Annotated in this window: 24 protein-coding genes and 1 tRNA gene; 13 read left to right on the top strand and 12 right to left on the bottom strand. The window is 41.8% G+C overall.

Annotated features, from left to right (window positions below):
• Nucleotides 1-34: 34 nt before the first annotated feature.
• Nucleotides 35-979, bottom strand: a complete 945-nt coding sequence (locus HB679_RS09525; RefSeq protein ID WP_214071729.1) for a Smr/MutS family protein — start codon at nt 977-979, stop codon at nt 35-37.
• Between the two features lie 112 nt (nt 980-1091).
• Between HB679_RS09525 and HB679_RS09520 the strand changes: the two genes are divergently transcribed.
• From HB679_RS09520 to lysA, 3 genes are all read left to right on the top strand, one after another.
• Nucleotides 1092-1589, top strand: a complete 498-nt coding sequence (locus tag HB679_RS09520) for a DUF892 family protein (RefSeq protein ID WP_214071728.1) — start codon at nt 1092-1094, stop codon at nt 1587-1589.
• Nucleotides 1590-1928: 339 nt separating this feature from the next.
• Nucleotides 1929-3239 (top strand): aspartate kinase, encoded by a 1311-nt coding sequence (locus HB679_RS09515; protein ID WP_214071727.1) that lies wholly within the window; start codon nt 1929-1931, stop codon nt 3237-3239.
• A 105-nt stretch (nt 3240-3344) separates the two neighbouring features.
• Nucleotides 3345-4499, top strand: coding sequence for a diaminopimelate decarboxylase (lysA, locus tag HB679_RS09510; RefSeq protein ID WP_214071726.1), 1155 nt, complete (start codon nt 3345-3347; stop codon nt 4497-4499).
• Between the two features lie 97 nt (nt 4500-4596).
• Here the strand turns inward: lysA and HB679_RS09505 are convergent, their stop codons facing one another.
• The gene (locus HB679_RS09505; protein WP_214071725.1) at nt 4597-5364 is read right to left on the bottom strand and encodes a hypothetical protein; all 768 of its coding nucleotides are present in this window, start codon (nt 5362-5364) and stop codon (nt 4597-4599) included.
• A gap of 221 nt (nt 5365-5585) precedes the next feature.
• Between HB679_RS09505 and HB679_RS09500 the strand changes: the two genes are divergently transcribed.
• Nucleotides 5586-6725, top strand: a complete 1140-nt coding sequence (locus tag HB679_RS09500; protein ID WP_214071724.1) for a GAF domain-containing protein — start codon at nt 5586-5588, stop codon at nt 6723-6725.
• Nucleotides 6726-6798: 73 nt separating this feature from the next.
• Here the strand turns inward: HB679_RS09500 and HB679_RS09495 are convergent, their stop codons facing one another.
• Complete coding sequence (locus HB679_RS09495) at nt 6799-7161, bottom strand: hypothetical protein (protein ID WP_214071723.1); 363 nt, start codon at nt 7159-7161, stop codon at nt 6799-6801.
• A 193-nt stretch (nt 7162-7354) separates the two neighbouring features.
• Between HB679_RS09495 and HB679_RS09490 the strand changes: the two genes are divergently transcribed.
• The gene (locus HB679_RS09490) at nt 7355-7741 is read left to right on the top strand and encodes a YtxH domain-containing protein (protein ID WP_214071722.1); all 387 of its coding nucleotides are present in this window, start codon (nt 7355-7357) and stop codon (nt 7739-7741) included.
• A 631-nt stretch (nt 7742-8372) separates the two neighbouring features.
• On the opposite strand, the gene HB679_RS09485 is transcribed toward HB679_RS09490, so the two are convergent.
• From HB679_RS09485 to pfkA, 4 genes are all read right to left on the bottom strand, one after another.
• On the bottom strand, nt 8373-9452 hold the full coding sequence (locus HB679_RS09485; protein ID WP_214071721.1) for an alpha/beta fold hydrolase: 1080 nt from the start codon (nt 9450-9452) through the stop codon (nt 8373-8375).
• A 263-nt stretch (nt 9453-9715) separates the two neighbouring features.
• Nucleotides 9716-10711, bottom strand: coding sequence for a type I glyceraldehyde-3-phosphate dehydrogenase (gap, locus tag HB679_RS09480; RefSeq protein WP_214071720.1), 996 nt, complete (start codon nt 10709-10711; stop codon nt 9716-9718).
• Between the two features lie 5 nt (nt 10712-10716).
• Nucleotides 10717-11565: a hypothetical protein gene (locus tag HB679_RS09475; protein ID WP_214071719.1), complete on the bottom strand. Its 849-nt coding sequence runs from the start codon at nt 11563-11565 to the stop codon at nt 10717-10719.
• Nucleotides 11565-12551 carry a 6-phosphofructokinase gene (gene pfkA, locus HB679_RS09470; protein ID WP_214071718.1) on the bottom strand — a complete coding sequence of 329 codons (987 nt, stop codon included), beginning with the start codon at nt 12549-12551 and terminating at the stop codon, nt 11565-11567. The genes HB679_RS09475 and pfkA overlap by 1 nt, the downstream gene beginning before the upstream one ends.
• A 129-nt stretch (nt 12552-12680) precedes the next feature.
• Between pfkA and HB679_RS09465 the strand changes: the two genes are divergently transcribed.
• A complete protein-coding gene (locus HB679_RS09465) occupies nt 12681-13373 on the top strand; it encodes an NUDIX domain-containing protein (RefSeq protein ID WP_214071717.1) in 693 nt (230 codons plus the stop codon).
• 188 nt (nt 13374-13561) lie between these two features.
• On the opposite strand, the gene HB679_RS09460 is transcribed toward HB679_RS09465, so the two are convergent.
• Nucleotides 13562-14422 carry a BadF/BadG/BcrA/BcrD ATPase family protein gene (locus HB679_RS09460; protein WP_214071716.1) on the bottom strand — a complete coding sequence of 287 codons (861 nt, stop codon included), beginning with the start codon at nt 14420-14422 and terminating at the stop codon, nt 13562-13564.
• Nucleotides 14423-14762: 340 nt separating this feature from the next.
• Here HB679_RS09460 and HB679_RS09455 point away from each other — a divergent pair.
• Nucleotides 14763-14836, top strand: a tRNA-Arg gene (locus HB679_RS09455).
• Nucleotides 14837-14961: 125 nt separating this feature from the next.
• Nucleotides 14962-15195 carry a hypothetical protein gene (locus tag HB679_RS09450; RefSeq protein ID WP_214071715.1) on the top strand — a complete coding sequence of 78 codons (234 nt, stop codon included), beginning with the start codon at nt 14962-14964 and terminating at the stop codon, nt 15193-15195.
• Nucleotides 15196-15308: 113 nt separating this feature from the next.
• Here HB679_RS09450 and HB679_RS09445 read toward each other — a convergent pair whose 3' ends face one another.
• The 4 genes from HB679_RS09445 to HB679_RS09430 all read right to left on the bottom strand — a co-directional run bounded on the left by HB679_RS09445 (nt 15309) and on the right by HB679_RS09430 (nt 19063).
• The gene (locus HB679_RS09445; RefSeq protein ID WP_214071714.1) at nt 15309-15629 is read right to left on the bottom strand and encodes a hypothetical protein; all 321 of its coding nucleotides are present in this window, start codon (nt 15627-15629) and stop codon (nt 15309-15311) included.
• Nucleotides 15630-15702: 73 nt separating this feature from the next.
• Nucleotides 15703-15858, bottom strand: a complete 156-nt coding sequence (locus tag HB679_RS09440) for a hypothetical protein (RefSeq protein WP_214071713.1) — start codon at nt 15856-15858, stop codon at nt 15703-15705.
• Nucleotides 15859-16033: 175 nt separating this feature from the next.
• The gene (locus HB679_RS09435; protein ID WP_214071712.1) at nt 16034-17479 is read right to left on the bottom strand and encodes an NAD(P)/FAD-dependent oxidoreductase; all 1446 of its coding nucleotides are present in this window, start codon (nt 17477-17479) and stop codon (nt 16034-16036) included.
• Nucleotides 17480-17578: 99 nt separating this feature from the next.
• Nucleotides 17579-19063, bottom strand: a complete 1485-nt coding sequence (locus HB679_RS09430; RefSeq protein ID WP_214071711.1) for an FGGY family carbohydrate kinase — start codon at nt 19061-19063, stop codon at nt 17579-17581.
• Between the two features lie 332 nt (nt 19064-19395).
• On the opposite strand from HB679_RS09430, the gene HB679_RS09425 reads away from it, so the two are divergent.
• From HB679_RS09425 to HB679_RS09405, 5 genes are all read left to right on the top strand, one after another.
• Nucleotides 19396-20484: an alkaline phosphatase family protein gene (locus HB679_RS09425; RefSeq protein ID WP_214071710.1), complete on the top strand. Its 1089-nt coding sequence runs from the start codon at nt 19396-19398 to the stop codon at nt 20482-20484.
• A gap of 171 nt (nt 20485-20655) precedes the next feature.
• Complete coding sequence (locus HB679_RS09420; RefSeq protein WP_214071709.1) at nt 20656-22620, top strand: glycoside hydrolase family 97 protein; 1965 nt, start codon at nt 20656-20658, stop codon at nt 22618-22620.
• A gap of 125 nt (nt 22621-22745) precedes the next feature.
• Entirely contained in the window at nt 22746-23246 is a 501-nt protein-coding gene (locus HB679_RS09415) for a hypothetical protein (protein WP_214071708.1), read from the top strand.
• Nucleotides 23247-23306: 60 nt separating this feature from the next.
• Nucleotides 23307-23657, top strand: coding sequence for a hypothetical protein (locus HB679_RS09410; protein ID WP_214071707.1), 351 nt, complete (start codon nt 23307-23309; stop codon nt 23655-23657).
• Between the two features lie 100 nt (nt 23658-23757).
• A complete protein-coding gene (locus tag HB679_RS09405; protein WP_214071706.1) occupies nt 23758-25431 on the top strand; it encodes a sodium/solute symporter in 1674 nt (557 codons plus the stop codon).
• Nucleotides 25432-25507 lie beyond the last annotated feature (76 nt).

Genomic DNA, 25507 nt, shown 5'->3' with positions numbered 1-25507 from the left:
CGTCCTTAACTATCCTTATCGCAGAATGGCAGGTTTACTTCAGCACAACCCTCGTTGCGCCATAGCCAAATTTTTCTTTCAGCGCATCCATAAAGGTTTGTACTTTGACGTGTTTGCTCAGCGTCTTATGGATTTCATGGCGAAGAATGCCATTGCCCGCTCCGTGGATAAAAACAATATCCGACAATTGGTGCACAATAGCAGCATCCAAAGCTTTGTTGAAGTACGTCATCTGGACCTTCAAGATCTCGTCGCTGCTTAAAAACTGGTAGTCGTCACGGAGTTTTTCTATATGCAGGTCAACCTCGCGCATGGGTTTGTCAATTACCACTTTTTCTTCGGCAGGTTTAAAGAAGCTTTCCTTTAATTTCTGCGGATCGATGACAAACTCCGGCTCATCCAATTGTATCAACCATCCAGCCTGATTCAATACCGGTATATTTTTCTTACTGCCTGCAAAATCTTTAGCCTTAAATTTTTCAATAAAACTTAAGGGCGCAGGTGCCTCTATATTTTGAGTAGTGTAATACAATACATTGATCAAAAACTTTGGCCATAACTGCAGATCGGCCAGCTGGCCCGAATACATTTTAACTGCCGAATTTGGCGCGATGATACCGGCATATTCGCCTTTAAAAACTTGTTTATCTGTCGTCAGCGTCGCCAGCAATTGGAACGAAGTATCGTTTATCAAATTAAAATGAACTACCGAGTTTGCTTTGGCATCGGCCACAACGCCGAGGTAAACGCCTTTGGTTTTAAACTCGCCTTGCGGGGCTTGCGGCTCGTCGGCTGCGGTTTGCGCTTCTGTGCCGGCGGGTTTATAGCCATGCACCAGGGTAACTTTGCTGGCCGGTACCGGTATTTCAAAATCGTCCTCGCCGGTTACACCTATCATTTGCTCATCGATAATGCGGGTGATAAAACCCTCCATCTTCTCGTCAACAAACCTTACAAAATCGCCTAATTTATATTTCATATACTTAATGTTGAGACAAAGCTACCTTATCTGAACTCATTATGGCAAACATTACGCTTTTTAATTGTTTTACTGACGTATAGTTTTTTTAACATCGACTATAACCACCACAATGAAAAATACAACCGAATTAAATGATGGTCATCTGCCTTACAAAGTGTTTGTCCATAACCTTAACAGGCTATATTTTGCCAAAAAATATCTTGACGACAAAATGCTCAACCTTATTGACATGGCTTCATTTAAGGCACTACAACATGGTTTGAACGAATTTTGGGAGGATGTAAAGAAGCAGATCAAACGGATGGAGGAAATTTACGAGATCATTGGCGAACAACCGTCCGACAAAAACTGCAACCCCATTAAGGCTATTATTAAAGATGAGTTTTGTTTAAGCGAAAAACATGAGATAGCCATTTTGAACGATATGGACCTGATCATGTATATCCAGATCCTGGAACATATCAACATGGCTACTTATCAATTATTAAAAACGGTAGCACATCGTCTTAATTATGACCACATTGAGCAGCTATTAACAGAATGTTTTGATGAGAGTACAGATAACGAGGAGTTATTTGAGCTGATAGCTAAAGAATATATCAAATAGCGGGGGGCTATAAAAAAATTAAGCCGCTTGCATGAAACAAGCGGCTCGTTATAGCTATTTAATACCCCTATTAAAATAACCTGATGTAAAGTAAGGCAATAATCTTTTTCGCTCCAAACAATCGGTCCTACTATTATCAAAATCTGACGAGTAAGTCAGTATTATAGCATTTTTTCGATGATAAATCGACCAAAAAAGAACAACGAACAGTAAAATCAGTCTTTTCAGCATTTCATTTTTATCAATTAGTATACTATTAATAGGCCTTAAAATCCTATTTTTAGCGCCGCTAAACCACTATGCAAATAGTGGCAGCAAATGTGTTTAAGATAAATAAAAATGAAAGTTTTAAAATTTGGCGGAACATCAGTAGGTAGCCCCGGGCGCATGAAAAAGCTCCTGGATATTGTTGATGCTTCCGAAAGGCAAATTGTTGTGCTGTCTGCCGTATCGGGCACAACAAACAGTTTAGTTGAAATTGGACAGGCCTATTTAGCCGGTGATAAGCCCAAGGCTGCGCTTTTAATTTCTGCCTTAAAGGATAAGTACGAAACCTTTATCAAAGAACTTTTTGCCAAACCTGAATTTTTAGCGCAAGGTAAAGAGGTAATTGACTATCACTTTAGTTTACTGAGCAATCTTGCTAATGATCTGTTTACGCCTTTAGAGGATAAAATTGTATTAGCGCAGGGCGAACTGCTGTCGACCACCTTATACCACGTTTATTTAAAAGAGATCGGTGTGCCGTCGGTGCTGTTACCTGCGTTAGAGTTTATGAAAACCGACGAGGATAATGAACCCGATGTAGATCATATAACTACCCATCTGACACCACTATTGAATACAGCGCCTGATAATAAACTATTCATCACCCAGGGGTATATTTGCCGCAATGCTTTTGGCGAGATAGACAACCTGCGTCGCGGTGGTAGCGATTATACTGCTTCGCTAATTGGTGCGGGTATCCGCAGCGAAGAAGTGCAGATCTGGACCGACATTGACGGTATGCACAATAATGATCCGCGCATTGTTAGCGGCACCAAACCTATCGCCCAGTTATCATTCGACGAAGCAGCCGAGCTGGCCTACTTTGGTGCAAAAATTTTGCATCCGCAAAGCGTGTTTCCGGCACAGAAATATAAAATACCGGTGCGTCTGCTAAATACGATGGACCCGCAAGCCAGGGGTACTTTAATTACTAACGACAGCGAAAAGAACCAGATCAAATCTATAGCCGCTAAAGATGGCATTACGGCTATCAAGATCAACTCAAGCCGTATGTTATTGGCTTATGGCTTTTTGCGCCGCGTGTTCGAGGTTTTTGAGCGATATAAAACATCAATAGATATGATCACCACCTCGGAAGTGGCTGTATCATTAACTATTGACGACACCACCCACCTGGACGAGATCCTGGGCGAGCTGAGAGCCTTTGGCGATGTAGAGATAGACCGGGACCAAACCATTATTTGTGTAGTAGGCGATTTTGCCGCCGACAAGCATGGCTTTGGCTCACGCGTATTGGAGGCCTTGAAACACCTGCCATTGCGTATGATTTCTTACGGAGGCAGCAATCACAACTTGTCTGTACTGGTTAAAACCGAAGATAAGGTTGAGGCGCTGAGAAGCCTGCATAGCAGGCTGTTTTAATAAAAGCGATTGTCATTGCGAGCGTAGCGTGGCAATCGCAAGGATGCAATATTCGCGATTGCCACGCTACGCTCGCAATGACAACATAAATAGGACTTTACCACAATGTTTACCCAAGATACAATTACCCGTTTTAAAAACGCCGAAACACCCTTCTACTATTACAATTTAGAGGTGCTTCGTCAAACTTTGCAGGCTTGCCATAATGCTTCGGCCAGGTACGGCTTCCATGTGCATTATGCTTTAAAGGCCAACTTTAATCCAAAGGTGCTGGACATGATCCAGCAATTTGGTTTTGGCGCCGATTGCGTGAGCGGCGGCGAAGTGAAAGCAGCTATCAACCATGGCTTTAACAACAAGCAGGTGGTATTTGCCGGCGTGGGTAAATCAGATAAAGAAATTAATTTGGCCTTGGACGCTGATATTTTCTGCTTTAATGTAGAGTCTGTACAGGAGTTGGAGATCATTAATGAACTGGCGCTGGCTAAAGGCAAAATTGCCAAAGTTGCTATCCGCATTAACCCAAATGTCGATGCACATACCCATCATTTTATTACTACCGGTTTAGACGAGAACAAATTTGGCGTTAACACCTGGCAGTTAGATGATGTGGTTACCGCTTTACGCGCCTGCAAAAACATCCAATTTTTGGGTGTACACTTTCACATCGGCTCGCAAATAACCGACATGGAAGTTTACAAAAGCCTATGTGTACGCATAAACGAAATAGCGACCTGGTTTGAGGACCATAACTTTACCGTTAAAGTGCTGAACGCCGGTGGTGGCTTAGGGGTTGATTATCATCATCCGGACACCAATACCATCAGCGATTTTGAAAGTTATTTCAAGGTATTCAAAGACTTCCTGAATGTACGTGCCGATCAGGAAGTACATTTTGAACTGGGCCGCGCGCTGGTTGCGCAATGTGCTTCGCTGATATCAAAAGTACTGTACGTTAAAAACGGACAGAAAAAGAATTTTTTAGTACTGGATGCCGGTATGACCGAGCTGATTCGCCCCATGCTGTACCAGGCTTATCACGAAATTGAGAACGTTACCCGTGCCGAAGCCGCACACGATCTGAAATATGACGTAGTAGGCCCTATCTGCGAAAGCACCGACTGTTTCCGCAAAGATGTCGAGCTGCCAGAATCGTTCCGCGGCGATTTGATTGCGGTGCGTACTGCGGGAGCTTATGGCGAAGTCATGGCGTCAGGGTATAATTTGAGGGAGCGGGTAAAAAGTGTTTATACTGAATAATAAAGTTTGTCATCCTGAGCATAGCGAAGGATCCTATAAAAGCGACTAACAAAACGTATAAGATCCTTCGCTATCGCTCAGGATGACAAAAAAAGTTTTAGAACTTATACCCCAGCCTTAACATAAACGCACTGCCTACCTCTATTGTACCAAAGTAATCTTTGTAATTAACAAAGTAACTGGCCTTGGGGAAAATATGGCGAAACATGCGGGTGGTGGCGTCTTCATCTCTATAGTAAGTATCGTCCAAATCATTATGGCCAAATGTGGTGCCTAAAAAACCACGGATACCGTGCTGAATGCTGGCATCGTCTCGGCCATGAAATATAACTTCGGTTGTTAGGCCCAGGGTAAACAGGTCAACCCTTGGGTCGACATAATAGCCACCCAATTTTTGCAGCATTTGCCGGTAAGGGGCATAGTCGCCAAACTCATGGCTGTAGGCGGCTTCAACGCCAATAAATCTAAAGTCGGTGCGGTCTTTATGCACAAAAGCATTAATTGAGGCACGGCCACCCACAGCGCCAAAATATTTATCTTCGAAGTAACTGGCCTGGCTTTTATCGGAGGACCCGTTCTGGAAATCGCCAAATTCTGCAAATCCGCCGTAGGCGAAATTAAAATTGTTAAATACAAAGCCCTGGCTCAAGTTTGCCTGCCCGCTAACCACCACATCATTTAAACTGCTGTTGGTGTAAGCATTTAAACCAGCCGATGCATAAGTGGCGACAGTTTGTTTGTCGAACGAGGTGGGTTTGGGCATATAAGCTATGTCCTGGTGATACATAGCCGGCGAATATAACCTTGTGCACGATGCAGACATTACTGCAAAAGCGCCTAACAGAATGAGGTATTTGTTTTTCATATAGGTTTGATAAACTAATTCTAAGATACAAATAATTGTCGTCGACAAATGCTTGCGCCTTATTTACTAAAGATTAAATAATAACTAATAGATTAAATTTGTACCATAAAAGTTACACAAACAACACTTATTATAAGGTATAATTTAAAAACTTAACAATATCTTCAAACGTATTTATAGCATTGTTGCAAACGCATTCTAACTCCCTAATCGCGAATAATATGAGTAACGAACTTTACCGTATTAATGCTGTAAAAAGATTTATGCAGCCAAATGCCGCAATCACAAAGGATCTGAATGATATTGTAACACTGGCAGCCCAGATCTGCGAAACACCGGTGGCTTTAATTACGCTGCTTGACGAAGACACCCAATGGTTTAAAGCCAGCAAGGGGGTAGATATTGACTGCACCGCACGCGAGCTGTCATTTTGCAATTATACTATTCAACAAAACGACATCAATATTATTACTGACACGCTTTTAGATGAGCGCTTTATCAGTAATCCGTTGGTTATTGCCGAACCTTTTATCCGTTTTTATGCAGGTTGCAGCTTAGTAACTAACGATGGGCACGCTATAGGTGCACTTTGCATAGTTGATTTTAAACCACGTGATATAACCGAGACACAACAAAATACATTACGGATTTTATCAAAACAGGTAATGAATTTACTGGAGCTTAACTATGCTTTACGCGCTAAAGAACAGCATCAGGCCGAAACTGAAAAACAAAAAGCATTGATTGCTGAATCAGAACTAAAATTAAATGCCATTTTTGATAGCACAAAGGATTGTCATATCCTGATAGATAAGGACCGGAACATTATTGCTTATAACCGCGCGTCTGACCTGTTTGTGCAGAAGGTTTACGATAAAAGCCTGCAAAACGGAGTTTCTATTTTAGAGTACTTCGATGAAGATGTTAAAGAAGACTTTGCTAAATATTTCCACAAAGCTTTTAATGGTGAGGCCTTAAAGTTTGAATGGCACATGCGCCCGGATACAGAACAACCTATTTGGAAAGAGTTAGAATTTGTGCCGATAAAAAATAGCGCCAACCAAGTTGTCAGCGTAGCCTTAAACTCTGCCGATATCACCGACCGAAAAATCCAGGAAGATCAGATCAATATTCAAAATGCGGCACTTACGCGGATAGCCATTATCCAATCGCATGAGTTAAGGCGGCCGGTTGCTTCTTTACTGGGTATCATGGCCCTGCTTAAATTGGAGCAAAAAAATGCCGACCTCGACTACTTCGATATCCTGGAACATACCGTCAATGAACTGGATGCAAAGATTCGCGAAATAGTAAAAGATTCTGAAAGTACCATTAGCAACCAGTTGGCTATTGTGGCGTGATTTAAACAGTCACTGGTCATTAGTCACTAGTAAATTTACCGCATTGAAGCACTAATGACCAATTACAAATAAACTATTGAACCTTTATCTGCGCAGGGTCAGTGACCACAATCTCGGGCTTGCCTTTATAGTCTATAACTTGTCCGGTTACACACACCAGTTTATGTTTTAAACTAACTTCGGGCGCATCTTTAAACTTTTTGCGGTCATCGCCTTTAATTAACAGCGTAATCAATTCATTGGGATGATTGCCGCCCATGTCTATCAGGGTGATATTAGCGCTTTCTAAAAACTTACCGCCATAAACAGTATCACATACCGTAACTTTTTCGTTGATGTGTTTGGCAGCTTCTTTTGCCGGGATACTGGTTTGCGCAAATGATTTAACAGCAGCCGATGCTATGATAAAACCTGTAAGCAGGATAATTTTTTTCATATTGATGATTTGGATATCGTAAAAATACAATTTATAACGTTGACGCAAAGGCAGGTATTGTTATTGTGCTGCTTGTTGGGCAGTTTGTATTGTATTTTTTACAGGTTTATTTGATCTGCTTTATTTTTTTGGTCAATAGGTTGCTTGGCACTGTTGTTGTATTAACTCCGTCAGCTACATAAAAAATAAAAACATGAAAGATCAATCAAAAGTTTTAGCAGCCGTTTTAGTAGGCGCTGCAGCAGGTGCGATATTAGGATTATTATTTGCGCCTAACAGCGGAGAAGAAACCAGGGGCAGTATAGCGGGCTATGCTGATGACCTTGCCGGAAGAGCAAAAGACGGAGCACGTTCAGTGTCTGACCAGATAAAAGATTACGGCAATAACGCTTACGAAAAAGCAAGATCAAGATTTAGCAGCGCTGCCGATGATCTGTATAATTACCGTGACGGTATTTCTGACGAGATCCGCTCAAAAGGCAATGACATTGCCGACGAAGCACAAAATCATGTAGACCGTGCTAAATCAAAAGTAAAAAGCGCAGCTAATGACGTGAATGACTCTATCCAGGAAGCATAATACTACACACACATAATAATAAGATCAGTTAATTACAAGAAAGCCACTGCGCGATGCAGTGGCTTTCTTGTTTTATATAAATTGTCATTGCGAGCGAAGCGCGGCAATCGCAAGGAGAAAAGCTCGAACGCGTGCAATTGCCACGTCGTTGCGAACGAGGTACGAACGAGTGTGGCAATCTCCGGACCGGTCGTATAGAGATCCTTACACTACGCTCAGGATGACGTGGTGGAAAGTCGTTGTTAATGTTGTCACCAACTGCATCAAATTGCTTATCCGCAGTAATTAAAAAAACTTAAGTGTATTGAATGTGCTTTAAAAAGTTTTAACTGCTTTTTATTTGTTTTATGTGGTTGTTTCGGGCTTTCCCCACGCGTCATCGTGAGCGAGGTACGAGCGTGACGATCTCCGGGTCGCGTGTATAGACATCCCTACGCTGCGCTCAGGATGACGTGGTGTAATAAAGTTTCAGCGTGAAACAAAAAAACACTTAAAAGTCAGGATTGCTGTTTCATGCTGTTTCACTTAATTTTCACAACAAACTGCATATCTGTTAGTTACATAAAAATTCTGTTTCATCTGTTTCAATGTTGCATACTCACGTGAAACAAAACACGCGTCACAAACAGCGCTATTTCTTCTCCGATATTACCATCAACTCCTTTAAATAATCGCCCCATATGGTTGGGTTAGAGTGCGTGCCATGGCCCGATGTCTTATCGGTTATAGGCAGCAGAATATACCTGCCTTTAGCAACCCGTTTAATGTCTTTATCTATCAAACCCAACTCCGGCGGATTGATCACATCATCGGCCGAATTAATGGCAAACAATGGCGCTTTGATCTGCTCCAGGTGTGGCTCCGGGTTATAGTAGCGCGACGCATCAAACGCGTAGATCACATCATTAGCATCTAACAGATGGTAATAGCGGTCCTCGGTTTTAGCCAGTAAGGCGTCTTCCTCATCGCGGGTTGGCGCTGCTTTCTGCATTTGTAGTGAGCTGCTGCCCATAAACAGTAAAGACGCGGTGGCACCTAGCAGGCCTTCTTTGGGTTGTGTTTTGTATTCGCCACCCATCCAGGCCGGGTCATTCTCAATCATATCAATGGCCAGCTTGCGCATCATACGGTTGCGCCCTGCAATCTCTACAGGGTTGCTGGCCAGGGGCATCAATGCGTCCATAAAGTCGGGATAGGTATAACCCCAAACCCAGGTATGCATCGCCCCCATCGAGGTGCCCATTACCAAACGCAGGTGGTTGATGCCCAAATGCTGTGTTACCAACAGGTATTGCGCCTTCACCATATCGTTATAGGTATACTTGGGGAACTTCATATGCAAGCCGTCACTAGGCTTGCTTGACTTGCCGTGGCCTATGCCATCCACAAAGACGATGTAGTACCTGGTAGCATCTAACACAGCGCCTGGTGCAAACAGGGTATTAGAGAATCGCTCTATGCCTATCAGACCTTTCGAGTCGCCGGTTGTGCCATGCATAATGAGTATCGCGTTGTCGGTTTGGCCCATGGCGTCTTTATGCTGTTTGCCTACAGTAATGCAATGAACGCGCAACTCGGGTAGCTTCTCGCCGCTTTCAAAGGTGAAGTCTTTGGCTATGTAGTCGCTTTCTTCGGGAGTTGGGTATTTGATTTGGGCCTTGCCGGTAATAGCGATAGCCAGCAGAGCGATAAGCAGGATGTTCTTAAGCATGGTTGTCAGTTAATGTTATGACTAAGATACTAATTTTCCATTGCGTCTTAAACCTGGTGTTAGCCCTCTTCATCGCTTGCGAAAGAGAGGGCGGTCAAGCGAAGCGATGACCGGGTGAGTCTTCGCCTGTCAATGAAGGCGCGCCGGTGGACTCACCCCGCAACTCTTCGAGCGCGACCCTCTCTTCGCCTTCGGCGGAAAGAGGGTTATAAACAGGAAAGCCCCCGATTACTCGGGGGCTTTCAAATATTAACGTTCGGCTATTATAATTTGCCAATCTCTTGAACAAGGTCAATCAATTTGTTTGAATAACCCCACTCGTTGTCATACCAAGATACAACCTTAACAAAGTTGTTGTTTAATGCGATACCTGCTTTAGCATCAAATATTGATGTGCGTGCATCACCTTTAAAGTCTTCAGATACAACTTCGTCTTCAGTATAACCTAGGATACCTTTAAGGTCACCTTCAGAAGCATCTTTCATTGCTTTTTTGATATCCTCGTAAGTAGCAGGAGTTTTCAAACGAACAACTAAGTCAACTACAGAAACGTCAGCAACCGGAACGCGGAATGACATACCGGTTAATTTACCTTTTAACTCAGGCAACACCAAACCAACTGCTTTAGCAGCACCTGTTGATGAAGGGATGATATTCTGGTAAGCACCACGACCACCTCTCCAATCTTTCGCAGATGGGCCGTCAACAGTTTTCTGAGTAGCAGTTACCGCGTGGATAGTGCTCATTAAACCTTCTTCGATACCAAATTTGTCATTTAACACCTTAGCAATAGGCGCTAAACAGTTAGTAGTACATGATGCATTTGATACGATAGTTTGATCAGCTCTTAGCAATTTATGGTTAACACCCATAACAAAAGTCGGGGTATCGTCTTTTGCTGGTGCGCTCATTACTACTTTTTTAGCACCGGCGTCAATGTGTTTTTGAGCAGTATCTAATGTTAAGAATAAGCCGGTTGATTCGATCACAACCTCAGCACCTACTTCACCCCATTTAAGGTTAGCAGGATCTTTCTCAGCAGTTACACGTATAGTTTTACCGTTTACAACCAGGTTGCCACCTTCAACAGCGATAGTGCCTTTGAATTGACCATGAGTTGAATCGTATTTTAACATGTAGGCCATATAATCCGGCTCAACAAGGTCATTAATACCAACAACTTCAATGTCTGGTCTTTCAACTGCAGCTCTGAAGGCAAGGCGTCCAATACGGCCGAAACCGTTAATTCCTATTTTCATGATTTTTAGTTTTTATTTGAATAATACGTTAATAGATTGTTTATAGGTTCTTTGATAATGCCCGCTATAGTAAGCCCGGCTTCGGCAACAGTTTCGTGCAGGTATTCCTGAAAAGCGAAAGCTACCGAGCCCTCAAAATGTAGTGGCGCTTGCGGATATTGCTTATGTAAAGGTAATAAGTATGTGGCTATTAGTTTGTTGAAACCTTGTTTTATGACGCTCTTAAGATATTCGTCGTCATGGTTTTCGATATAAAATTCGCTGAACGTACTTAGGTATAATGCGGTCTGTTTTTGGCGATAGACTTTCTCCAGTAGAGTCTTTCTATCGGCCTCATATTTATGTACAAACTTCTTACGCAAATGTTCAGGCAAAGTCTCATTCATAAAGTTTTTGATCAGCTCCCGGCCCAGCCAATTGCCAGATCCTTCATCAGCCAAAATATAACCTAAACCGTAGTTGTTAGATTTAACCTTACGTCCATCATACCAGGCTGCGTTTGATCCGCTGCCGCAAATGCCGATAATGCCGGGCGTATTTTTGCAGCAAGCTATAGCCGCACCTTCAATATCATGCGATACGGTGACTTTGGCAAACTTGAAGAACGATTCAAACGCCTGCTGAACCACAGCCTGCAACTCTTTAGACGAAGAACCCGCCCCAAAAAAGTAAATGCGTTTAACCTCTTCGGCGTGATGGATGAGGTTGATATTTTTATTTAGCAGTTGTACGATGTGTTTCTCATCAATAAAATAGGGATTAATACCATTAGTTTTGAACGACGCAACAGTACGCCCTTTGTCTGACAAGCGCCAGTCTGCATGGTTAGATCCGCTATATACAACCGCAATCATTATATGGAAAGTACCTCCACCATTTGTAAAAGGTCCGATTCCAGCTTGAAATCATGATGACTCAATGCCTCGTCAAGCGGTGTCAGTTTAATGTGGTTTGCCTCAAGGCCCACCATTTTTTGACTTTGGCCCGCTATAAGCGCATTTACAGCAGCAAAACCTAAGCGGCTGCCCAATACACGGTCAAAGCTACTTGGTGCACCACCGCGTTGCAAATGGCCCAGTACGGTTACTTTAATATCGTAATGCGTAATTTCATTTTGTACTGCTTTAGCCAGGTCATAAATACCCCCGGTTTTATCACCTTCGGCAACAATTACGATGCTCGACGATTTTTTATTGGTAGCGCCATTCTTAAGATGGTCAATCAAGTCTGCCAACGCAGTTGATTTCTCAGGCAACAAAATAGCTTCTGCACCGCAAGATATACCGGCACGCAAAGCAATAGCGCCCGAATCGCGACCCATTACCTCTACAAAAAACAAACGATCGTGAGAATCTGCGGTATCACGTATTTTGTCGATAGCTTCAATAACAGTATTGGTAGCGGTATCAAAACCTAAAGTATAGGTTGAACCGTAAAGATCATTATCAATAGTTCCCGGTACACCTATTACCGCGATATCAGGATATTTTTGCGAGAAACGTAAAGCGCCGGTAAAGGTACCATCGCCACCAATAACTACTAAACCATCAATACCTTTTGCTTTAATGTTCTGGTAAGCGGTTTCCATACCTTCGTCTGTACGGAAAGGCAGGCAGCGGGCCGTTTTTAAAATAGTGCCCCCTAAATTTAATATATTACTAACAGAGCGGGTGCCCATCTCGTACATATCGTTTTCGATCATGCCCTTGTAACCCTGTTTTATACCAACAACTTCTAATCCGTTGAATATAGCGGTACGTACCACGGCACGAATACACGGGTTCATTCCCGGTGCGTCGCCGCCTGAAGTTAGCACTCCTATTTTCGAAATTTTACTCATCTTTTTAACCAAAAAAATTTTGCACGAATATAAGGTGTGAAAATTACACCGTTAAATTTATTTTTATTTATTTTTGATGCCAGTAAAGCATTTATCGTAATAAAATAACATCTTAATTGTAACGCTATTTTGGAAGAGAAATTACCCACGTTTGAGTCGATTTTCAGTATCGACTGTCTTATTTTTGGGTTTGAGGCTGGTGAACTTAAAATACTATTAATTGAACGTAACGAAGAGCCTTTTGGCGGCTGGTTTGCGCTCCCCGGATATATTGTAAAGGAAGACGAAAGCCTCGATGACGCTGCCGACCGAATACTTTATGAGCTAACCGGCCTGCGAGATTTGCAGATGAAGCAGTTCCACACTTTTGGCGAAGTTAACCGCCACCCTCAAGGTCGTGTTATTACGGTTGGCTACTACGCCTTGATCCGCATTAATGGGCAAAAAGAACTGAGACCAATAAGCCAATATGCCCGTAAAGCAGTATGGCACCCGGTTAAAAGTTTACCAAAATTGGCGTTTGACCATACCGAGATATTTAAAAACGGCTTTGGCAAGATCCGTCGCCGTTTAAATTATCAACCCATAGCATTTGACTTATTGCCTGAGAAATTCACGCTTACGCAACTGCAAGGCTTGTATGAAGCTATATTGGATAAGAAACTGGATAAACGTAACTTCCGCAAAAAGATGCTGAGTTACGGCTTCTTGAAAGAACTGGTTGAAAAACAAAAGGGCGTATCCTATCGCGCAGCAAAACTTTATAAATTCGATCGTCGCAAATACGCCAAAATCTTTCAGAATGAGCTAACAGCGGAATAGATTCGAGAATCGAGAGACAAGAATCAAGATTTTTACCTGGTTAATCTTTGCTCTTTTAAATATCACCTAACAAAAAATGCAGACCAATATGGTCTGCATTTTTTGTTAGTCTTAAATCCCGGTTTGGTTTCAGTCTTGATTCTTGACTCTTGATTCTTGACTCTTGATTCTTGATTCTTGTCTCTTTATTAATGTGCTTCCTGAGCTAATTCCTGGTGAAACTTAACCAGGCTATCTATAGGCGAGCGGATAATGTTACCCACCTGCATTCCGTTTTCCAGGCAAACTTCTTCCAATACGTTACGGAAGTTGTAGCCTACAGAACCTATACAGTTGAAAGTATATTTTTGATAATCAGGGTAATGGGTTACCAGGTTTTTAAAGAAATCTTCGAAAGATGTTCTAACCAGGTTACGCGAATATTCAATGTGTACGTTGTTGTCATAAACAAACTTGCTAAAGCTTGCGCAGAAGCGGTTTGCCAGCGGTTTGGTGTAAACTTGTTCGTTCACATCATCGGGGGTAAGTTGGAAAGTCTCCCAAAATAAGCTACGTACCACTTCAGGCATATAACCGCGAATATAGTCGGTCAGCAATTTTTTGCCGATATAACAACCGCTACCTTCATCGCCCAAAATATAAGCGCCAGAGTCGATATTGTTAACAATGTCTTTACCGTCATAAATACAAGTATTGGTACCTGTACCCAAAATAGCAGCAAAACCTGCATTACGACCCAGTAAGGCACGTGCAGCGGCTAACAGGTCATGACCAATGTTAACAGTAGCACTGGTAAAAACCGCACTCATGGCTTCTTTAACCAGGTCACGCTTCTCTTGAGTTGAGCAACCCGCACCGTAGTAGTTTACCTCTGTAATTTTTTTTGTATCCAAATCAGCAGGTAAACTTTCATTTAGCGAATTAATGATGTATTCCACACTTGAGAAATACGGATTGTATCCTTCAGTATTGAAGTATACTTTTTTACCCTCCTCATTCAGTAGGCACCAGTTGGTTTTGGTTGAGCCGCCGTCAGCTATTATGATCATAACTTTAAGTTTTAAAATAGTGCGCTAAATGTATAACTTCTTATTGTATTTTAAACACTTTGTGTCCAAAAAAATATGATGGGCCTTATGCTTTATATTAACATGTCATTAAGTTTTTACTAAAAAACGCCAGGCAAGCTATGTTTTGCGGGTAGAATAATTATTAATTGTAAGCTAAAAAACTTACTTCACTATTCGTAAGCATCCATAAATCGTCATGCTATAAAATCAACTTACCACCCGCGTGCTTTCGTAAATGACAAAGCTCATGACGTGTTATTTTTATTTTAGCTTCTATAATTTATGAGATTTTTGCATCTTTGCACCACTAATTCGTGCTGGTCCTATAGCTCAGCTGGATAGAGCAACAGATTTCTAATCTGTAGGTCTTTGGTTCGAATCCAAATGGGATCACAAGCCTCCGGTTAAATAACCGGAGGCTTTTTTGTTGTTATACATTTCGTTATTATCAAATATAAATCAAGACAGACAGCAATCAATTGACCTGAACTTATATCTTTACTGCCGAGGATTAGAGCATGGGGTTACCGCTAAGAATAACATTTAAAGACAATGATTACGTTTATCAAATCATTGATAGTAAACAAATAAATCATAATACTACCGAAATTCAACTGTTGTTGAATGGTGAAAAACTAGGTATTGTAAGAGATATAAAGCTTGTCTGGACACAAAAAGATGGTCTAAATAACATCGATTCTGAATTGGTTCAGGCATTAGGTCGCTCAATTTCTTTAAGGTTGCGTATGTAGTTTTACACTTTATAAGATTTAGTAAAACAAGGCCTTATTATAACCTTCACAAAAAATCCCCTTGTAGCTTTCGCCGCAAAGGGATATTACAATTTATAGTTAAAACAAAGGTCTTAAGAAGCTCTTGCCAATAAGGTTAATGGAGAAGACAATTCTGGTTTTAAAATTTCTTGTTTTACCCGGGCATCTAACTCAGCATATTTATCTCTTAGTTTTCTGATAATTTCGAAACTAAAAGCATCGGCTATCGGTAAATGGTACTTGCCCACTGTTTTAGCGTGTAGACGTAAACTCTCCGCCGGCACGCTTAAGTTTTCGTGATTAATACGTGTAAGCCCGGTTTCTTCATCTGTAGCAAAAATTACAAAAGTATCTATCTGCCTTCCCTCAGTATCTGTATATACAACAGATACATTTTCATCAAATCTTTTCATATCGTTTGGTAGAATTTATTTTAAACAACTAGCACAAATTGAGCGCCTTTTGTTTTATTAGTTATTATATCAATTAAGCCGCTTTTTTAACCAACTGTTGGTTAATAGCATTGTTGGCTTGTTGTTGATCTCTGAATTTTTTAATATCTGCCGATAACATTTTTTTCAATTCAATGTCCAGGGCCTTCAATAGTATTTGCGTGCTTTTCATATTGGCTGATATTTTCATTTGTTTTTCATGTTTACATAAATAAAAATTGTGCCATGGCGGTTTCAAGCTCAAAAAAGGCCTTTTTAAGTGTCTGACGTATATTTTTTCGTACACACACCTGGCAAAAAGCGTACAATAAAAAATAATTTGAAGGTCATACGGAGAGAATGGCGCCTAAACGCCGGGCAATCGATTACAAGCTCACACTAATATTGAAGACATCTTTTAAAGCTCTTTTAGCAGCATTGTAGCCGCACATACCATGCACTCCCCCGCCGGGCGGCGTTGACGACGAACAGATGTACAAACCCTTAGCCGATGTTTTATAAGGCGACCAACGCAGTGCCGGCCGTGTAAATAATTGGCCTAGATTCATCATCCCACCGTTAATATCGCCACCTATGTAGTTGTGGTTATGCGCCTGCATTTGTTCGGTATTCATGGTGTGTTTGGCCAGGATGAGATCCTTAAATCCCGGAGCAAAACGTTCTATTTGATTTTCAATAATGGAAGTCATATCCTGCTTTGACCCATTGGGTACATGGCAATAGGCCCAAGCAGTTTGCTTTCCTTCAGGAGCACGGGTGTTATCAAAAAGACTTTGTTGAGCCAGCAGTACAAAAGGTCTATCAGACTGTTTGCCCTGACTGGTAGAAAGTTCGCCGGCGGCAATTTCTTCGAAGGTATTGCCCAGGTGAAGAGTCCCTGCGCGGCGACAATCGGCGTTGGTAAAGGGTATTGGGCCATCCAGCGCCCAATCTACTTTAAATACCCCCATGCCATATTGATAGCGTTCTAACTGCCATTTATAGATCGACGAGAACTGATGTCCGGCTATTTGAAGCAACTGTTTTGGTGTAACATCAAACAAAACGGTATGGGCAGATGGCAATTGATCTAAAGATTTAACATAAGTACCAGTTTGTACCTCGCCACCTATCAATTTAAAATAACCAGCCAACGCCCCGGCAATACTAGCCGAGCCGCCTTTGGGTATTGGCCAGCCCTGCATGTGGCCGGTTGCCATTAATACCAAACCAATAGCCGTAGTGCTTAAATTATTTAAAGGCTGTATAGAATGTGCCGCCATGCCGCCGAAAAATCCGCGTGCTTCTTGCGTTTTAAAACGATTAACAAAGCTGGTAGCACTGGTTAACGCTTTCAATCCAAAACCTGCCATTGCAATGGGGTGTTTAGGATAGCTTAATGGACCTAGTGCGTCCTGATCAATCAGCGGCCAGGCTTTGGTTACCGAATTCATCAGGTCGATATAAGTGTCTTTATCGACACCAAGATGCTGAACCGTATTTTCTATAGAATGATCCAGTATCGCCGCGTTACCATTATCAAATGGATGGGCAGCGGCCAAATCAGGTTGTAGCCATTTTAAACCATGATCTGCAAGAGGCAGTGTCTTAAAAAACGGCGAGGCAAGCGCCATGGGATGAATAGCCGAGCAAACGTCATGGATAAACCCAGGCAACGTTAATTCGGCCGAGGTTAGGCCCCCACCTATAACATCTTTACCCTCTATCAGTAAAACCGATAGCCCCTGCTGCCGCATTAAAATAGCCGCTGCAAGGCCATTAGGGCCAGATCCTACTATAATGGCGTCGTAATCTCGTTTTTCTAAGCTCATGCTTACGCAAATATACAGGATTAAAACGACTGAATTAGTCGTCTTTAAAACAAAAAGTCCCGACTAATTGGCCGGGACTTTAAATCTATGTATTTAAATTTATTTCGATATCGACAATTGCTTCAACAACAAGCTTTTCCACTCCTGGTAAATTGGTTCGAAATCATCAGCATTCGGTTCGATAAGCTGCAACGGCTGCATCTGCTTAAACGCCTCCTGCGGCGATGTAAATATTTGTGAGCCTATCCCGGCACCCAAAGCCGCGCCTACACTGCCATCGTTATTATACAATTCGACCGGTATACCGGTAGCGTTAACAAAGGTTTGGGCAAACAGATCGCTTAAAAACAAATTGGCTTTACCCGCGCGAATCACCGTTGGGTTCATGCCGTTCTCTCGCATAATATCAACCCCATAGCGGAATGCCGAAGCTATCCCCTCTTGCACAGCACGGAAAATATGCGCCTGGGTATGCAGGTTTAGGTCGATGTTATGAAAATGAACGCCTATCTGTTCATTATTCAGCATCCTTTCGGCACCGTTACCAAATGGCAAAATACGCAAGCCGTTGCTGCCCAGTGAAACCTTAGCCGCCTCGGTATTCATTTGGTTATAACTCACTGCCGAACCGAACAAATTTTTCGTCCAACGGTATAAGCTGCCGGTGCCATTGATACATAATAACACACCCAGGCTTTTCTGCTGTTCGGTATAGTTTACATGCGCAAACGTATTTACGCGCGATTGCGGATCGTAAGTCAGCTTATCGCTAACGCCATAAATAACGCCCGATGTACCGGCGGTGGCTGCCACCTCGCCTGGGTTAAGCACGTTTAATGAAAGGGCATTATTAGGCTGATCGCCGGCTTTGTAAGCTATCGGAATGCCTGCTTTTAAACCCAATTGTTGAGCCACCGACGCGAGCACACCGCCATGGTTTGAAAACACAGGCTGTACCAGTGGGAACAAGCTCTCGCTAAAGCCATAATGATTAATGATATCTTTAGATATACTGTTATTTACAAAATCAAAGAAAACGCCTTCTGAAAGTGCGGATATCGAAGTGGTGATCTCGCCGCTTAGTTTCATGGCGATAAAATCGCCGGGCAGCATGATCTTGTCTATTTGCTCATAAACCCTGGGTTCGTTTTGCTTTACCCAGGCCAGTTTGCTGGCGGTAAAATTACCCGGCGAGTTCAAAAGATGCGACAGGCATTTGTCATGGCCTATGGCATCAAAGGCTTTCTCGCCTAATTCAACCGCACGGCTATCGCACCATATAATACTATCGCGCAGCAAATTTTGATTTTGGTCAACCAAAACCAAGCCGTGCATTTGATAGGCAATGCCAATAGCGGCAATATCTAATGGGTTATACTTACCGCTTTGGTTACAGGCTTTTAAGGCCTGTTGTACATGCTGCCACCACATATCCGGCGATTGCTCTGCCCAACCGGGCTTTAAAGAGGTAATGGGCGACTCGGTTTCGGGGTATTGTGCCGACGCTACGGTTTTTTGGGTTTGGGAGTCGACAATTGATACTTTAATTGAAGACGTGCCTATATCAATTCCTAATAATAACATGCTGTGATGGGCTGATGGTGAAATGTTTTATAACTGGTTGCTGATTGCAGCCCGCAAATTAATTTTTTTAACGTTTAAAATACAATCGATTGCAGAATTAATTTTTCTTTCTCTTACCATTTACTATTACCACTTAACGTAGTAAGCCAAAACGCGCAGAATTTCGACGTTCAAATCATTTGTATTTTCTTTTTTTTGATCGATAATTAGAATTTAAATTATAAACAACTAAAAATCAGATATTTATATTCGATAAAAAATGTTGTATCTTTTTTGTTACAACAAAATAAATGCTTTATACTTGTATCTATAAGCCCTAATTAATTTAAACTATGCGATGCCCAAACCGTTTACTACGGGCGGCTATTGTTATTTTAGTTTTTTGCGCAGTGTCATGCGCCAAAGAAACTAAAATACCAGTATCCGACCCGAATAGTAACGATAGTACCGTTGCAACTGCGCCCACCACAACGAAGGTTGCCGGAGGCACTACTACCAGTACCCACAGCAGCCAATCGCCTGTTGTACAAAGCAATCCTGATAACAGCACCCCGTATAATGGCTGCTGCGCTACCCAAAACGTTATTATCATCGTAATGGATGGCCCTCGTTACAGCGAAACCTGGGGCGATTATACCTTTGCAAATATCCCAAACGAGTTTGCTTTATATGGCCATGGCGTAATGTTGGCCAATTTCCGCAATCTGGGTACCACTAACACCGACTCGGGGCATGATGCAATTTGCACCGGCAATTACGAAAACCTGGAAAACACCGGACAGGTGCTACCAATGTATCCTAGTATTTTTCAAGAGTTTTTAAAAGCCACCGGTAAGCCGGCCGAAAAAGCATGGGTAGTTGCCTCGAAAGATAAGTTACAAATATTGGCCAACTGTCAAACTGCGGGCTGGGCCAACCAATACATGCCCCGTGCAGATTGCGGCATCAATGGTTTGTTTAGCGGCTATCGGTCAGACGATACCACATTTGTACATTCAGAACGGGTACTTGCAACTTATCACCCCAACTTAATGCTAATTAATTTTAAAGATCCTGATGTTCACGGGCATTCATCCGATTGGCCCGGCTACATAGCGGCAATTAAGAAAACCGACGAATACATTAAACAGATTTATGACTTTGTTGAAAACGATAACGTCTATCGCGGTAAAACCACTTTTATTATAACAAATGATCATGGCCGTCATCTGCCTAATGTAGCTGATGGTTTTATTAGTCATGGCGATGGTTGTGATGGCTGCCGCCATATAGGTTTCCTGGGTTTAGGCCCTGATTTTCAACAAGGTATAGGTTTTGATACCCCTTATGAACAGGTGGATATTAGCGCCACCGTTGCCAAACTGCTTCATTTTAATATGGATTATGGACAAGGTAAAGTAATCACAGATATTTTCAGATAGTATGACTATCAGATAAGCCCCTAATTATCTCTCATAATTGACAAACCTCCTGTTACGTAACCATTTTGTTATAGTAACGGAGGTTTTGTTTTATAACTCAAAATAATATTCGGGATTGCCTAAAAAAACTTACTTTTAGCCCCGACATTTAGTTATAAACCAATTACTATTATGAAATTTTTGAACAAATTTGTCTGCTGCATATCGTTGCTTTTAATAGCAACAATACAATTGCATGCAGAAGGCAAGCCCATTAACCTGGTATCGCCAAACGGCGAAATCAAAGTAGCCATTACCATAGGCGATAAAATTTACTACTCGGTATCTGGCCAGGGCAAAGAGCTATTAAGCAAAAACCATTTAGCTATGAGCCTGCGCGACGGCGTTTTAGGCGAAAACCCTAAACTGGTAAACACTAAAAAAGGAAAAGGCGATGAGGTTATCAAACCTTATCTCCCTATAAAATTCTCGACTGTTCACAGCGTTTACAATTGGGTGCTTTTAACTTTTAAAGGCGATTATGCGGTTGAATTTCGTGCTTTTGATGATGGTATAGCTTACCGTTTTGTTACGACTAAAAAAGGTGATGTTGAAGTACTAAATGAAGACTTCGGAATCAATTTCCCTGCAGATTACTTACTGCATGTACAGCAGCCGCCGGGCTTTAAAAGTGCTTACGAAGAAGCATATACTCATATTTCGTCGGCCGACTGGAAACCAACCGATAAAATGGCTAACCTGCCGTTTTTGATCGACACCAAACAAAATTATAAAATACTGATCAGCGAGACTGACCTGAGCGATTACCCGGGCATGTTCTTAAAAAGCACCGGCGATAATGGCGCTGTAGGTACATTCCCAAAAACGCCGCTTGAGTTTGGCTTTGACGGAGATCGTAGTCAGAAAATTCTTAAATCTGCAGATTACATAGCCAAAACTAAAGGCACACGTAATTTTCCATGGCGCTATTTTGTCATCACCAGCAACGACAAACAGATCCTTGAAAATACCATGAACCTAAAGCTGGCGCCAAAAAGCGTTATTGGCGACCCAACCTGGGTTGTGCCGGGCCAGGCCAGCTGGGAATGGTGGAACGATGCTGCGCCTTATGGACCAGATGTAAACTTTGTATCGGGCTATAACCTGGCTACTTATAAATATTACATTGACTTTGCTTCAAAATACGGTATTAAGTACATTGTGATGGACGAAGGTTGGGCCAAAACCATTGAAGATCCATACACACCTAATCCGGATGTAGATGTAAAAGAGCTGATTCGTTATGGTAAGGAAAAACATGTGGGTATTATACTATGGCTAAGCTGGTTAACGGTACACAATCATATGGAGCTGTTTAAAACCTTCCACGAGTGGGGTATCAAAGGTGTTAAAATAGATTTCATGGAGCGCAGCGACCAGTGGATGGTTAACTATTACGAAGACGTAGCTAAAGAAGCTGCTAAAAATGAAGTTTTTGTTGATTTCCACGGCGCATTTACACCCGCTGGTTTAGAGTTTAAATATCCTAACCTGGTATCGTACGAAGGTGTGCGTGGTTTAGAGCAGATGGGGGGCACCAGGCCAGACAATAGCATTTACCTGCCTTTCATGCGTAATGCAGTTGGCCCCATGGATTTTACGCCCGGCTCTATGATTAACATGCAGCCTGAGTCTTACAGGGCCGAGCGCCCTAACGCAGCTAGCATAGGCACTCGGGTTTCTCAGTTGGCGTTATATGTAATATTTGAAACCAGCATCCAGATGTTGTGCGATAACCCTACACTTTATTACCGTAACCCTGACTGTACCGAATTTATAACAAGTGTACCTACCATCTGGGATGAAACCAAAGCTTTGGTAGCCGATGTTGGCCAGGTAGCCGTGGTAGCAAAACGGAAAGGTGATAAATGGTTTATTGGCGGCATTACCAACAATCAAGAAAAAACCAGAACAATCGAATTGAATTTCGACTTCCTGGAAAAAGGTAAAACTTATACCATGACTTATTTTGAAGATGGCATAAACGCCGGCCGCCAGGCTATGGATTATCGCCGCAAAACCGCACAAGTTAAAGCTGGTGATAAAATGACTATTAAAATGGCGCGTAACGGTGGCTTTGCTGCTGAACTTCAATAAATTATTATAAGTAAAATTATTATAAGTTTTTTTTGGAATCCGGCCATTTTACGATGGCCGGATTTTTTGTTTTGTTACTTTATTATTATTAATTTAGACTTAACCTTTTAAACCTGATACCTGTCATGAAGAAACTAAAAACCGTCTCCCTTATTTTTCTATCTGTTTTAGCTATTGCCTCTTGCAAAAAAGCAAATCGACTTTGTTGCGTTGTTATGCCTCCTTCTACCAGCTATGTGGTGGAGTTTGCTATTCTTGATAGTGCAGGTAATAATTTATTTGCAAACGCAAATTCAGCTCTGATGAAAGGTTATATTTATGAAACCTATCAATATAATACTAATGCTGTTACCTCCAAATCAATCACCGATTCAATGACGGTTAGCTTTGCAAAAGAGTCTGGCTATCTAATTACTAATGAGCATAACCAGCAAGCTTATCGTTTTACTGCTGATCATGAGCACAACCCGTTTATTATCGGCTTCGGAAAACTAAAAAAGGATACTATCACCAGTACAACCACCGACGACAACAAAATAGATAAAATTTGGGTTAACGGTGTTTTAAAGTATGATGTAAGCTATCCGTCGCAAACAGGGTTCCCCTATTTTACAATCGTAAAGTAATTGGCGCTATTATAAGAACATTCAGACATTTTTAGGGTTGATAGTGATATACCGTCAACCATGAAAAAGATATTACTCGCCTTCGGCTTAATAAGCAGTGTCGCAATAGCGGCTAAAGCTCAGGATAAACCACTTGCGCCGTCCGAATATCGTAGTCATTTATACAAAGAAGCTACGCTGCGCGATGTTGTTTATCAGGTAAAAATACTGAGTGACACCGTTACTTATCTTTATATGGGTGGTAATGTCCCTCACGAAAAATTCACCATTGCTGTGAAAGGCAATAAACTGCAACTGGATTGGGCCAATCTTAAAACCAAACATCTATGCGTAACAGGTACACTTCTACTCTACAAAAACACCATACAGATTATTGCGTCAGAGCCTAACCAGATCACGATTGATAAGTGATATTTACCTTTTAGTCAGTTTTTGTAACAATCGGCACTTATCGTTTGAAAAAGCGTGATATAAAGTTTATAATTGCCTAACCAATTTATAAACTTTAAAAATGAATAAGCTGACAACCGGCGACTATGTAGTATTTGCAATTTATTTTGTAGTAGTTGCGTCTTACGGATTATGGGTTTACTGGCGCAAGCGTAAAGCCGAAACCGGATCTAATGATTATTTCTTAGCAGAAGGTTCTTTAACCTGGTGGGCCATAGGCGCTTCACTAATCGCTTCAAACATATCGGCCGAGCAATTTATCGGCATGAGTGGCTCTGGCTTCAAAATGGGGCTTGCAATTGCTACTTATGAGTGGATGGCTGCAGCTACCCTGATTGTTGTAGCGATATTTTTTATCCCCGTATATCTCAAGAACAAAATATTTACCATGCCGCAGTTTCTGAACCAGCGGTATAACGGTACGGTGGCCATGATCATGGCTATTTTCTGGCTTTTACTATACGTGGTGGTTAACCTCACCTCAATATTGTTCCTGGGTGCTCTGGCAGTTAGCGCAATATCGGGTGTTAACTTAGAAGCCTGTATTTGGGGCATGGCCATCTTCGCGGTGATCATTACACTAGGCGGTATGAAGGTTATTGGCTATACCGATGTTATACAGGTATTCTTTTTAATATTAGGTGGTTTAGTAACCACCTATATAGCTGTTAACCTTGTGTCAACCCATTATGGTGCGCATGGTATATTAGGCGGCTTAAACGTTATGAGAAGCCAGGCGACAGATCACTTCCATATGATTTTTAGCCATGACAATGCCAACTACCTTGACCTGCCGGGTTTAAGCGTACTGATTGGCGGTATGTGGATTGTGAACCTTAACTATTGGGGCTGTAACCAATACATTACCCAACGTGCTTTAGGTGCCGATTTAAAAACTGCCCGTGGCGGTATTTTATTTGCAGCTTTCTTGAAATTATTGATGCCGGTTATCGTGGTATTACCGGGTATTGCGGCTTACATTTTGTACAAACAAAACGTATTTGGATTTTACGACAAAATAGGTATCGGCGCAGATGTTACGCCTGACCGTGCTTACCCTGTCTTGCTAAACTTATTGCCATCTGGCTTAAAGGGCCTTTCATTCGCCGCATTAACTGCTGCTGTGGTTGCTTCATTAGCAGGTAAAGCAAACAGTATCGCTACCATTTTTACTTTAGATGTTTATAAAAAGATTAACCCGGGCATGACCGAAAAACAAACCGTAGTTGTTGGTAAAATAACTGTTGTTGTAGCCATGTTACTTGGTATTATTTTATGCCGTCATTTAGGCATTGATAAAAAAGGTGGTTTCCAATACATCCAGGAGTATACGGGCTTTGTGTCGCCGGGTATTTTTGCCATGTTTATTTTAGGTTTCTTCTGGAAAAAAACAACGTCAAACGCGGCATTATTTGCAACTATTGGCGGTTTCATTCTTTCATGCGGGTTCAAGGTTATGCCTAATTACATTAATCTTGCATCATTGGCGCCTTATGGTTTCTCTGCTAAAAACGCCGCTGGTGTGTACGAAATGCCGTTTATTGACCGCATGGGTTTCGTGTTTCTGATCTGTGTAGTTGGTATGTATATCATTTCCATGATTGAAAACGCTAAGGGTGATAAAGTTCACGGATTAGAGGTTGATACCAAAATGTTTAGAACATCAAAAGGCTTTGCTGTAGGTACAGTATTAATTTGCGGCATCCTGGTGGCATTGTACTCTATGTTCTGGTAAGATATATTAATGCTCGTGCATTTTCAACCCTCTTGTTAAAAACAAGGGGGTTGTTTTTTATAAGTGAAATACTGTT

Source organism: Mucilaginibacter sp. dw_454 (assembly GCF_018449775.1).
GTDB lineage: Bacteria > Bacteroidota > Bacteroidia > Sphingobacteriales > Sphingobacteriaceae > Mucilaginibacter.
Note: the sequence above shows the minus strand (reverse complement) of the source record. Positions and strands in the feature narration are given on the sequence as shown.